The following is a 12954-nucleotide window of genomic DNA, read 5'->3' on the forward strand; positions in this document are numbered from 1 at the left end:
GCAGCTCACCGCCGGCCGTGGCCTCCTGGGCCTGTCCACGGACCGGTTCGACCTGCCGTCGCGCGAGGTCCGCACGACCACGTCGAGCGGCACCCGCGGCCACCTTCGGCGTGGACCGTCGCCGGCCGTCCGCCGCCGTTCGCTCCGGCTTCCGCCGCCCGCCATCGTTCGCCGCCGTCCGCTCCGGCTCGCGCCGGTCGTCGGAGGTCGTTGGGGGTCGACTGTGGAGGATGGGCTCGGGCCGCCACCTGCGCCGACCGTCGCCGGGTGTCCACACCCCAGCACTGAGCGTGCTATCGGGCGTGCGTGGCGAAGCCCGATGTGACACCATCAAGCCGCACACCCGACACCAGCCCCTCACCGTGTCGCCATCTCCCCCGCCGGGTCGAGTCCGACACCCCTTCGTGGCACTTCGCGCAACCCCTAAATGCGTTTCAGGGCCGCAGGTTTGTGCGCGAAACGATGGGGTCTCGCGCCCGTTGTCGCACACCCACGCCGGTGCCAGACTCCCCTGAGCACCCGGACCGTACGGCGAGAACCCCGGTCCGGCGAAAGATTTCCAGGTCCACCCGGCACGGCGGCCCGGTGCGCTCCACCCCTACCCGGAAGACGCGGGTGGAGGGGCGGCTGTCCGGCAAGGGGGAGGCGGCGTCGGCAACACCGGGGTTCCCGGTCCCGCGCCGCGTAGGAGAAGGGCTGACACGTTGGTGTTGGTGCAGCAAGAGGAGCAGACGACCCGTCTCCGGCACGCGTTCCGGGCTTGTGAGGACCAGCAGCGCGGACACGTCGCGCTGGTCACCGGCGCCGTGGGCAGCGGCAAGACGAGCCTGCTGGAGTCGTTCAGCGAGTGGGCGGCGGGCACCGGCGGGCAGGTGATGAGCGCCGCCGGCTCCCGGGCCGAGCGCGGGCTCCACCTGGGAGTGGTCGGGCAGCTGTTCCACAGTGCACGGCTCACGCCGGAGGCCGCGGCCCGGGTCGAGAAGCTGATGCGGGACGCCACCTTCGCCGTACCGCTGCCCGAGCCCGGCGCTGAGGCGGCCGACGGTGACCGGGCCTGGGCCCCCCTGCTGCACGGTCTCTTCGCCGCCCTGCTCGACCTGACCGCCGCCGGCCCCCTGGTCCTCGCCGTCGACGACGTGCACCACGCGGACCCGGCCTCGCTGCACTGCCTGCTCTACGTGACCCGCCGGCTGCGCCACGCCCGGATCATGGTCGTGCTCGCGGAGGCCTCGACGCTGCGCCCGCCGCACCCGCTGTTCCGCGCCGAGCTGCTCAGCCAGCCGCACTTCTCCCGGATCGGCCTGCCGCCGCTGACCGTGGACGCCGTCGCCCGGCTGGTCGGCGGCGAGGCCGACAACGCCGACGCCCGACGGACGGCGGAACGCTGCGTCCGCATGACCGGCGGCAATCCGCTGCTCACCCGGGCGCTGCTCGAGGAACGGGCCAGCGCGGAGACGAACGACGAGTACGGTCCGCCGGTCGGCGACGCGTTCGACCAGGCGGTGCTCGGTTGCCTCTACCGGCACGAGCCGGGCGTGCGCCGGGTGGCGCAGGCGCTGGCGGTGCTCAACCGGCCCGCGACGACCGACCTGCTCGGCCACGTCCTCGACGTGGTGCCCGAGTCGACGGCCCCGGCGGTACGGGTGCTGCGCACCTCGGGCCTGATGGAGGGCGACCAACTGCGCCACCCGCGCATCCTGCGGTCGATCCTGGGCGACATGTCGGCCGACGAACGGCGGAGCCTGCACCAGCGTGCCGCCGAGGTGCTGCACGACCACGGCGCCGAGCCGAGCGTGGTCGCCGAGCACCTGGTGGCCGCCGGCTCGGCGAGCGCGCCCTGGGTGGTGCCGGTGCTCCAGGACGCCGCCGGCCACGCGCTGGCGTCGGGCCGGCCCGACGTGGCCGCCGCGTGCCTGCGCCTGGTCTCCCGCGCCCCGGTGGACGCGCAGCAGCGGACCGCCACCACCGAGATGCTGGTGAACGCCCGCTGGCAGATCAACCCGTTGACCGTGAACGGGCAGCTGACCGAGCTGGTGGAGACGGCGCGGGCCGCCGGTTGGTCCACCGACGCGGGCCTGTCCGCCGTGCCCTACCTGCTCTGGCAGGGCCGGGTGGACGAGGCCACCGAGGCGGTCAGCGCCTTCCCGACGGACGAGGAGCACGGCTCGGCCGGCACGGCCGGTCGCCTGCGGATGATGCAGCTGCTGGTCTCCCTCTCCCACCCGGAGCACCTGGCCACCGTGCGGGAGACCCCGAGCACCTGGAGCCGGGCGGCGAGCGCGCCGACCACGATCAGCCCGCTGCTCCAGGCGGTCACGGTGCTCGGCACCGCGCTGACGCCGGCCGCGGACAACGACACCGTGGCAACCGCCGAGCAGCTTCTCCAGCGCCACCACACGGACGACGGCGCGCTGGGTCTGCTGACCGCTCCCCTGCTGGCGCTGCTCTGGGCGGGTCGGTCCGACCGGGCCACGGTCTGGGGGGACGTGCTGCTCGGCCGGCCGGTGACCCAGCACGCCCCGGTGTGGCGGGCCGTCATCCGGGCGGTCCGGGCGGAGGCGGCGTTGCGCGTCGGCGACCTGCCCGGCGCGGAGCACCACGCGCGGGCGGCCCTGGAGGACATGCCCGCCGCGGCCTGGGGGGTGGCCATCGCCGGTCCCCTGGCCACGTTGGTCGCCTGCGCGACCGAGTCGGGCCGGTTCTCCGAGGCCGAACGGTGGCTCGCCCACCCCGTCCCGCCCGGCATGTTCCGCACCCCGCTGGGCCTGCACTACCTGGCCGCCCGGGCCCGGCACCACCTGGCCGTACGCCGGCCGCACGCCGCCACCACCGACCTGCGCCGGTGCGGCGAGCTGATGCGCGCCTGGGGCATCGACGCGGCCGGGCTGGTGCCGTGGCGGCTGGAGCTGGCCCGGGTGCAGCTCAGCGTCGGCAACAAGACGCAGGCCACGCAGCTTCTCCAGGAGCAGCTGCGGGTGCCGCACGGGGTCGACGACCGCACCCGGGGCCGGACGCTCCGGCTGCTCGCCACCACCGCCGCCCAGGACCACCGGCGCAAGCTGCTCTCCGAAGCGGTCAACCTGCTCCAGTCCAGCGGCGACCGGCTGGAACTCGTCCGGGCCCTCGGCGACACCGGCCAGACGCTCCAACGTGCCGGGGACTCCGCCCGCGCCCGACTGCTCGTCCGCCGGGCCTACCAGCTCGCCCAGGACTGCGGCGCATCGGTGCTGGCCCAGCGGCTGATCCGCCGGGAGCCGGGCAGCGGGCTGCCGGCGTACCCGGCCGCCGCCGAGTTGCAGGAGCCGGACGACGGGCTGAGCGACGCCGAGCGCCGGGTCGCCGCGCTGGCCGCCCAGGGGCACACCAACCGGCAGATCTCCAGCAAGCTCTTCATCACCGTGAGCACGGTGGAGCAGCACCTGACCCGGGTCTACCGCAAGCTCGACGTCAAGCGGCGCACGGACCTGCCGTCCCGGCTCGTCGCGTACGCGGAGGCGCTGGCCGACGAGACCCAGGGCGCCGCGTCCTGACGGGCGTCGCAGGGGCGCGGTGGGGGTGTCCCACCGCGCCCCTGCGACGCGTACGGCGACCGGAAGGTCAGCCGACGGCCAGCCCGACGGTACGACGGGCCACCGCCTCGTCGCGGTGTTCCAGCACGAGGTCGGCGGCGGCGGTGACCCCGCCGGCCTGCCGCATCCGCCGGCTCCACAGCTGCGCCCGCGCCCGGAACGTCTCCTCGCCCAGCAGCCGCGCGAGCTTGGCGAGGACGTCCTCGACGTTCGGCGAGTCGGCGCGCTCGACGGCCAGGGCCACCCCGCTGTCGACCGCGCGTACCGCCCCGTCGGGGCAGTCCAGCCAGAACGGCATCACCAGCTGCGGCACGGCGAAGTGGACCGCCTCGTGGATGGCGTTGGCGGCGCCGTGGTTGAAGAAGACCCGCACGTGCGGGTGGGCCAGCACCCGGTGCTGCGACGGCACCCACGCCTCCACCCGCAGGTTGCCCGGCAGCCGCTGCGCCGGCGGGAGGAGGTGCTGCTGGCGCGCGGGCACCTTCCACAGCACGGCGTGCTCGGGCCCGAGCCGGTCGGCGATCTCGACGATCGCGTCCACCTGGCCGCGCGACAGACGCATGATGGTGCCGAAGCCGACGTAGACCACCGAGGGGTGCGCGTCGAGCCATCGGGTCAGCTCGTCGTCGCCGTCGGCCGGCGGCAGTTCCCGGGGCACGACGGGACCGAGCATCCGCAGCTTCTCCGGGGCGGTCGCGAACGGGTACTCGAAGCCGAAGACCGTGTACGCCATGAGCGCCTCGGCGGCCTCGACGTAGCCGGCCGGGCGCATCTCCGGGTTGTGGATGCCGGCCGCCTTCCGGGCGGCCACGGCCGCGAGGCTGCGCCGCAGCCGCTCCGGCTCCATCAGTGCCCGCACCAGCCGGTTGCGGAAGCCGACGTTGGCCGCCTGCTGCCGGGGCGTCATCCGCTCCGGCAGCCCCGAGAACGGGGCGGGGTAGCGCGTCGGCAGCTGCTCCTGGAAGAAGTTGGACGGCGGCAGCGAGATGCTGACCACGTAGGGCAGCTGCCGGGTCTGCGCCGCGTCCATCGCCCAGCTGGCGAGGCTGTCGATCACGGCCACCACCGGCCCGACCTCGTCGATGACCTGGAGGCAGCGCCGGTGGAGCTGCCGCACGTGGTCGTAGTCGGTGCTGACGTCGAGGTACCGGGCGAAGCTGGTCGCCCGGTCGCCGGTGGTCAGCAGCCGGTACGTCGCGTCGTCCCAGGTGTCCGGTGACGACTGCGGCCGGGCCGGGCCGAGCGAGACGAACGAGACCTCGCCCGGCCCGCGCAGTCCCTCGACGTCCCCCCGGCGATCCTCGGTCGATGCGAACCAGACGTTCCCGACGCCCCGGGCCTTCAACTCGCCCACGATGCTGAGCAGCGGGTTGAACATCCCCGCGCTGTTGTAGGCGACGACGAGTACCGCCCGGCCACGGTCGTTTCCGGTCATGTCCACAGTCCGTCACTCCTTCCCGCCTGTGCGGCGACCCGCGCCGTCCGACCCTTGGAGTACGCCGCACCGGTGGCTGTTCGTGGAGCCGTTCGGTCTGCGGCCGGGCCGGCACCGACGTTCGTCGGTGTGGCGACGTTCGGCGGAGCCCGGATGGGATGGTTGCCACTCCAAGACAGCCGAAAGGGTGAACTGCCGCCGTCCGTACAGCCTGCCACGGCTGACCTGGCGACGCCCAGCGGAGAGGTGAATTGTTTTCTCCATCCTCCCCGATGGAGTGACCTGATCTGCATTTGCGCTGGTAAATGGCGTGTATTCGGGTGACTACGGAATGGGGCGACCGGGACGCCCGTCCCGGCCGGCTGGGTTCGACTCGTGCGATCCGGCGGGCGGGACGGGCCGAGGTGTCACCGGCGACACCGACGCCGATGGCCCGGGCCGCAGGAGCGGCTCGGGCCATCGGCGGTTCGGATCCTGTCGAGCTAGTCCATGGCGCGGCGCATGAAGCCACGCATGCCGATCATCGAGAACACCACGAAGACCCCGGCGAGGACGCACATGCACAGCCAGAGCGGCAGCGACTCGACCCCCGGCGGACCGACGAGCGACCGGGTCCCCTCGCTGATGTAGGTGAGCGGGTTCAGCGAGCAGATCACCTGGTACCAGCGCAGCGAGTCCAGGCCGAGCAGCGGGAACTGGGTCGCGCCGGTGAACATGATCGGGGTCATCACCACGGTGAACATGATCTGGATGTGCTGCGTCGGCACCAGCGTGCCGAAGGCGAGGCCGACCGCCGCGCCGACCAGCGCGCCGATCGCCAACACCCCGATCACCTTGAGCACGACAGCCCAGGGCCAGGTGACACCGAGCATGAGCATGCCGACCGGGATCAGCACCACGCCGGCGATCAGGCCGCGGATGCCGCCGAAGACGATCTTCTCCAGGGCCACCAGCGGGATCGCCATGGGCGACAGGAGGCGGTCCTCGATCTCCCGGGTGAAGGAGAAGTCCATCATCATCGGCAGCGCGGTGTTCTCCAGCCCGATCAGGAAGGCGTTCAGCGCGATGACGCCGGGCAGCAGCACGTTGGAGAAGTCGTCGCTGGCGTAGCCCAGGTCGCTGAGCACCTTGCCGAAGATCAGCAGCATGAACAGCGGCTGGATGAAGACCTGGAGCAGGAAGCCGACCAGCTCCCGGCCGGTGACGAACAGGTCCCGCGAGAGCACCGCGCGGAACGTGGCGAACTGGTCCAGCGCGCTCACCGGCGGCGGCGCCGCGGCCGTCGAGGGCGCGGACGGGGGGGCGGGGGCGGCGACGCTCACCGAAGTTCCCTTCCGGTCAGGTGGATGAAGACATCTTCCAGGCTGGGCTGGCCGATGTTCAGGTCACGAACCTCGCAGCCCAGGTCGGCGAGGATCTTCATCGCCATCGGGATGGCGTTGGCCGGCTGGCCGCTGGTGTAGACCCGGAAGGAGAGCGGGGCGTCCGGGTCGACGGGCGCGTCGGGGGCCGGCGCGGGCACCGGCATCGCCGGCATGCCGGGGAACGCCGGCGCGGCGACGGGCGTCGGGGCGGCCACCTTGAAGTGTTCCACCTGCTCCACGTCCGGGATCGCGTCGAGCGCGGCCCGCACCTCCTCGGCGGGGGCGCCGGGGGTCACCACGAGGGTCAGGGTGCTGCTGCCCGGCAGCGTACGGGTCAGCGCGGACGGGGTGTCCATGGTGAGCAGCTTGCCGTGGTCGACGATGCCGACGCGGTCGCAGAGCTTCTCCGCCTCGTCCATGTCGTGCGTGGTGACCACCACGGTCACTCCGGCCCGCTTCAGCTCGGCGATCCGGTCGTGCACGAAGAGCCGGGACTGCGGGTCGAGGCCCGCGGACGGCTCGTCGAGGAAGAGCACCCGGGGCGAGTGCATCAGCGCGCGGGCGATCATCGTGCGCTGGGCGAGGCCGCCGGACAGGAAGTCGGTACGGTGGTTCGCGAAGTCCTTGAGCCCCATCTGGTCCAGCAGCTCGTCCGCCCGCCGGATGCGCTCCGCCCGGGGCACGCGGTGGTACGCCGCGTGGAACAGCAGGTTCTGCCGGACGGTCAGCGCCCGGTCCAGGTTCACCCGCTGCGGTACGACCGCCAGCAACTGCCGCGCGACAGCGGGCGCGCCGATCACGTCCGCGCCACACACCCGGGCCCGGCCCGAGGTGGCCCGCACCCGAGTGGTCAGCACCCCGATCGTCGTCGTCTTGCCCGCCCCGTTCGGCCCGAGCAGGCCGAAGACCTCACCGGCGGCGACGGAGAAACTCAGCCCGTCCACCGCCGGTGGCATGTTGGGCTGGTACCGCTTGACCAGCTCCGTGACCACCACTGCCTCGTCCACGTCGTCATGCTCCGTCCTGCAACGTCGGTTCGATAGATGTGTGTGCGCCGATAGGGGGCGCTAGGGGCACGCCAGGGGCGGGAACGGTCACAGGCCCCGCGCGGCCAGCCACCGCTGGAGCGTGCCGGCGAGTTCCGGCCCCCGGTCGGCGACCATGCTGAAGTGGTCACCGGCCGCGTCCGCCACCTCGTGCGGGTAGGGCCAGCGGGACCGCCAGCCGCCCTCCTCGCCCGTCCACTCCCCCAACGGCTCGCTGGCCCGGACCAGCAGGGTCGGCGCCGCCATCTCGGACGGCTGCCAGTCCAGGAACAGGGGCAGGTAGCCGGCCCACGCGGTCGTCCGCCAGTCGTCCATCGGCGTGTACGCGGTCTCCCGGTCGATCATCCCGTCGAGCAGCTGCGGCACCCACCCGCCGAGCACCTCGCTGTTCGCCGGGTAGGTGTCCATCAGCACCACCGCGTCCGGCGAGCGGCCCTGGCGTTCCAGCTCGCCGGCGAGCAGGTTGGCCACCATCGCGCCACCCGAGTGACCGGCCAGCACGAACGGGCCGGCGCCGACGGCGCGCAGCACCGTGTCGGCGTGCACCCGCAGCAGGGCGTCGAGGTCGGCGGGCAGCTCCTCGCCCACGCCGAACCCGGGGTTGGGCAGGGCCCAGACGTTGCGCACCCCCCGGAAGCCGGCGGCGAGCCGGGCGTACTCGTGTGCGCCGGAGAGCAGGGACATGGTGCAGCAGCACACCAGCTGCGCCGCGGCGCTGCCCTCGGCCAGCCGCAGGATGCCGGCCGGGCGGGTGAGCTGCGCCGGCTCGCTGAAGCTGGGCCGGAACTGCGCGAGCTTGACCAGGAGCTCGGCGTACCCGGCGGGATCCTCGCGCGCCTTCGGCTGGTTGAACAGCCCGCCGAGCAGTCCGCCGCCGGAACTCTCCGCAGCGGGTCCCCCGGCGTCGTCCGCGCCGTCCCCGGCCGCGTCCGCGCCGCCGAGCTGACCGAGCAGGTGGCGGGCGAGCGCCGTAGGGGTCGGATGGTCGAAGAGCAGGGTGGCCGACAGCTCCGCCCCGGTCTCCTGGCACAGCGCGTCGCGCAGCTCCAGTGCGGTCAGCGAGTCGAAGCCGAGCTCCAGGAAGTCCCGGTCGGCCTCGACCGCCCCGGGCGAAGCGTGCCCGAGCACCGTGGCCACGCGCGCGCGGACCAGATCCAGCAGGATCCCGTGCCGATCGCCGGCCGGGGTGCCGGCCAGCCGGTCCCGGAAGGCCCGGGCCGGATCGGTCACCTCGCCACCGGGGCCGGCGTCCCGGTCCGCGGCTGCCGCCGCCTCGGGCACGCCGCGCAGCAGCGGTGCGGGCCGTACGGCGGTGAAGGCCGGCACGAACGCCGGCCAGTCGAGGTCGGCGACCGCGAGCTGGTCGTCGCCGCGGCCCACGGCCTGCTGCAACGCGGACACGGCCAGTTCGGCGGGGAGCGGACGGACCCCCCGGCGGCGCAGCTGTGCCGGGTCGGTGACCTCGTCGGCCCAGGGCACCCACGCGACGACGGTGGCCGGGCGGCCGGCGGCGCGCCGGCCGGCGGCCAGCGCCTCCAGCCCGGCGCCGGCGGCGGCGGCGACTGCCGCTCCCCCGCTGCCCCAGACGGCGGCCGTGGAGGTGAAGACCACGAACTCGTCGATCGGCCGGCCGGCGCAGGCCCGGTCGAGCAGCTCCACCCCGGCGGTACGGGCGGCCACGGCGTCGGCCAGGTCGCGCGGGTCCAGCGCCGCGACCGGTTCGCCGGCCCCGTCGGAGTCGGCGACGTGCAGGACGGTGCGGACCACGGTCCCGGCGTCGGCCAGCCGGTCCAGCGCCTCGGGCAGCCCGTCGAGATCGTCGACGACGGTGACCGCGACGTCCCGGCCGATCGTCCCGGCGGGCGCCCCGGGACCGGCGAGGACGAGATGGGTGGCGCCACGGTCGGCGAGCCACCGCAGCAGGTGCGGGGTGCGCACCGCCGCGGCCCCGTGCACCAGGACCGCACCCCGGGGCCGCCAGTCCGCGTCGGCGGCGGTGCCGGCCGGGGCGCGCGACAGCCGCCGCGCGTACACCCCGCCGGAACGCACCGCCAGCTGGTCCTCGTCGCCGCCGGCCGCGACGAGCCGGGCGAGCGCGGCGAGCGCGGCGTCGTCCGGCTCCGCGGGCAGGTCGACCAGCCCGCCCCAGAGGCGCGGCTGTTCCAACGCCAGCACCCGACCCAGGCCCCAGAGGTACGCGCCGGCGACGCCGGGCGCGGCATCGTCGGCGTCGACGGCCACCGCGCCCCGGGTCACGGTCCACACCGGCGCGCTGCCCCCGGCGCCGGCGAGGGCCCGGACGAGCGCGGCCGTCCCGGCCAGCGCGACCGTCCCCGTGGCCCCCGCCGCCAGCAGCGAGACCACGACCGACGGGATGCCCCCGGTGTGCTCGACGGCCCGGGCGATCTCGTCCGGGTCGTCGCCCACGGTCACGAGCACCGGGTCCAGTCCCTCGGCGCGCAGTGCGGCCAGCACGCCCGTGGCGTCGGTCCGCGTCCCGGCCACCACCAGGCATCCGCCGGTCGTCGCGGTGCCGGAGGGCGCGGCGACGCGGACCCAGTCGGCGCGGTACCGCAGGCCGTCCAGGGCGGAGCCGCGGCGCCGCCGGTCCCGGTACGACGCCAGGGCGGGCAGCAGTTCGGCGAGCGCCTCCTGCCGGTCGGCGTCCAGGCCGAGCGCGGCGGCCAGCGCGGCCGGCCGGTCCTGGGTCACGGCGGCCCAGAACTCCTCGTCGTCGCTCGGCGCGGCGGGCTGACGGAGGTCGACGGCGGGCGGATCCGGCCAGTACCGCTCGTGGTGGAAGGCGTAGGTGGGCAGCTCGACGCGCATGGCGTCGCTGCCGGCGAAGAGGGCCGGCCAGTCCACCCCGGCGCCGCGCAGGTCGACGGCGGCGAGCGCGGCGAGCAGGCTGGCCGGCTCGGGCTGGTCCCGGCGGCCGAGCGGCACGAAGGCCGCCGGCTCGACGTCGGGCAGGCACTCGCGGGCCAGCGCGGTCAGGGCGCCGTCGGGGCCGAGCTCCAGGAAGGTCCCCACGCCGGCGGCGGCCAGGGTGGCGACGCCCTCGTGGAAGCGGACGGTGTCCCGGACGTGGTCGACCCAGTAGCCCGGGTCGGTGGCCTGGGCGGCGGTGAGCGGCTCGCCGGTGCGGTCGGAGACGACCGGCAGCGTCGGCGGATGCCAGGTGACCTTCTCCGCGACGACCCGGAAGTCGGCCAGCATGCCGTCCATCCGGGCCGAGTGGAAGGCGTGGCTGACCCGCAGCCGGCGGGACCGTCGGCCCTCGGCGGCCAGCCGCGCACCGGCTGCGAGCACGGCCTCCTCGTCGCCGGAGAGCACCACCGACCGGGGGCCGTTCACGGCGGCCAGCGACACCCGCTCGTCGAGCAGCGGCGTCACGTCGGCCTCCGACGCCCGCACCGCCAGCATCGCCCCGCCGGGCGGCAGCTGCTGCATCAGCCGACCCCGGGCGACCACCAGGGCCGCGGCGTCGACCAGCGACAGCACGCCGGCGACGTGCGCCGCGGCCAGCTCGCCGACCGAGTGGCCGAGCAGGTGCTGCGGGCGCAGCCCCCACGCCGTGACCAGCCGGTAGGCGGCGACCTCGTAGGCGAACAGTGCCGGCTGGGTGAACTCGGTACGGTCCAGCAGCGCCGCCTCGGGCGAGTCGGGATCGGCGAAGACCACCTCCCGCAGCGGCCGGCTCAGGTGCCGGTCCAGTTCCCCAGCGACCTCGTCGAAGGCGGCGGCGAACACCGGGAACCGGCGGCACAGCTCGGCGCCCATGCCCAGGCGCTGGGCGCCCTGGCCGGTGAAGAGGAAGGCGACCTTGCCGGCCGGGCGGGCCACGCCGCGTACCACGCCGGACGTGTTGCGCTCCTCGGCGACCGCGCGCAGGCCGGCCAGCAGCGCGTCGCGGTCCTCGCCGATCACCGCTGCCCGGTGCGGCAGGGCCGCGCGGGTGGTGACCAGCGAGTACGCCACGTCGGCCGGGGCCAGGTCGGGGTGGTCGGCCAGGTGGTCCAGCAGCCGCCGGGCCTGCCCGGCCAGGGCCGGCGCGGAGCGGGCGGAGACGATCCAGGGGGTCGGCGGGGCGGGCGTACCGGCCGGCCGGGTGTCGTCGGTGTCCGCTTCGGCGGCCTGCTCGATGATGACGTGCGCGTTGGTGCCGCTGATCCCGAACGCGGAGACCCCGGCCCGGCGCGGCTGCCCGGTCTCCGGCCAGGGCTCCGCCCCGGTCAGCAGGGACACCGCCCCCGCCGACCAGTCGACGTGCGGGGTGGGCTCGTCCACGTGCAGGGTGGGCGGCAGCACCCCGTGCCGCATCGCCAGGACCATCTTCATCACCCCGGCCACACCGGCGGCGGCCTGGGTGTGCCCGATGTTCGACTTCACCGACCCCAGCCACAACGGCCGGTCGGCGCGGCGGTCCTTCCCGTACGTGGCCAGCAACGCCTGCGCCTCGATGGGGTCGCCGAGCGTCGTGCCGGTGCCGTGCGCCTCGACGACGTCCACCTGGTCGGCGGTCAGCCCCGCGTTGGTCAGGGCCTGCCGGATCACCCGCCGCTGGGACGGGCCGTTCGGGGCGGTCAGCCCGCTGCTGGCCCCGTCCTGGTTGACCGCGCTGCCGCGCACCACGGCGAGGACCGGGTGGCCGTTGCGGCGGGCGTCGGAGAGCCGCTCGACCAGCAGCATGCCGGCCCCCTCGGACCAGCCGGTGCCGTCGGCGGCGGCGGCGAACGACTTGCACCGGCCGTCGATGGACAGGCCGCGCTGGCGGGAGAACTCCACGAAGACGGTCGGGGTGGCCATCACCGACACCCCGCCGACCAGCGCCATGGTGCACTCGCCCAGCCGCAGCGCCTGGCAGGCGAGGTGCAGCGCGACCAGGGACGAACTGCAGGCGGTGTCCACGGTGACCGCCGGCCCCTCCAGTCCCAGGGCGTACGAGATCCGGCCGCTGGCCACGGCGGCGGCGCTACCGGTGCCGAGGTAGCCCTCGACGCCGCCGCTGACCCCGGTGAGCAGCGCGGCATAGTCGCCCTGGCTGCTGGTCGCCGCGTACACGCCGGTGGGTGCGCCGCGCAGCGTGGTCGGGTCGATGCCGGCCCGCTCGAACGCCTCCCAGGCGGTCTCCAGCAGCAGCCGCTGCTGCGGGTCCATCGCGAGGGCCTCGCGGGGACTGATGCCGAAGAAGGCGGGGTCGAAGTTCCCGGCGGAGTAGAGGAACCCACCCTCCCGCACGTACGACGTGCCCCGGCTGTCCGGGTCGGGATCGGGGTCGTAGAGCGCCCCCAGGTCCCAGCCCCGGTCGTCGGGGAACGCCGACATCGCGTCGGTGCCGTCGGCCACCAGGTCCCACAACTGCTCCGGCGACCCGACGCCGCCGGGGAACCGGCAGCTCATGCCGATGATCGCCACCGGCTCGCTGAGCGCGGCGGTGAGCTGCTGGTTCTGCTGCTTGAGCTTCTGGTTGTCGAGCAGGGACGCGCGCAGCGCGCCGACGACCTCGTCCAGTGAAACACTCATCGGGGGCTCCTCAG

The 12954-nt window shown here is 74.8% G+C and carries 4 protein-coding genes and 1 pseudogene; 1 reads left to right on the plus strand and 4 read right to left on the minus strand.

Annotation, left to right across the window (positions count from 1 at the left end; all coding sequences use genetic code 11):
• Positions 1–713: 713 nt before the first annotated feature.
• Positions 714–3530: a LuxR family transcriptional regulator gene (locus F6X68_RS00775; RefSeq protein WP_225851875.1), complete on the plus strand. Its 2817-nt coding sequence runs from the start codon at positions 714–716 to the stop codon at positions 3528–3530.
• A gap of 67 nt (positions 3531–3597) precedes the next feature.
• On the opposite strand, the gene F6X68_RS00780 is transcribed toward F6X68_RS00775, so the two are convergent.
• From F6X68_RS00780 to F6X68_RS00795, 4 genes and pseudogenes are all read right to left on the minus strand, one after another.
• Positions 3598–5004, minus strand: coding sequence for a glycosyltransferase (locus F6X68_RS00780; RefSeq protein ID WP_151452403.1), 1407 nt, complete (start codon positions 5002–5004; stop codon positions 3598–3600).
• Between the two features lie 482 nt (positions 5005–5486).
• A complete protein-coding gene (locus tag F6X68_RS00785) occupies positions 5487–6326 on the minus strand; it encodes an ABC transporter permease (RefSeq protein WP_151452404.1) in 840 nt (279 codons plus the stop codon).
• Complete coding sequence (locus F6X68_RS00790) at positions 6323–7375, minus strand: ABC transporter ATP-binding protein (protein ID WP_151452405.1); 1053 nt, start codon at positions 7373–7375, stop codon at positions 6323–6325. The genes F6X68_RS00785 and F6X68_RS00790 overlap by 4 nt, the downstream gene beginning before the upstream one ends.
• An 87-nt stretch (positions 7376–7462) precedes the next feature.
• Positions 7463–12940, minus strand: a pseudogene (locus F6X68_RS00795) (type I polyketide synthase); the annotation flags it as partial.
• Positions 12941–12954 lie beyond the last annotated feature (14 nt).

It is taken from the genome of Micromonospora sp. AMSO12t (assembly GCF_008806585.1).
GTDB lineage: Bacteria > Actinomycetota > Actinomycetes > Mycobacteriales > Micromonosporaceae > Micromonospora > Micromonospora reichwaldensis.

Coding starts and splice junctions, on each gene's coding strand:
- F6X68_RS00780 (WP_151452403.1), bottom strand. CDS start 5,004: ATGACCGGAAACGACCGTGGCCGGGCGGTACTCGTCGTCGCCTACAAC.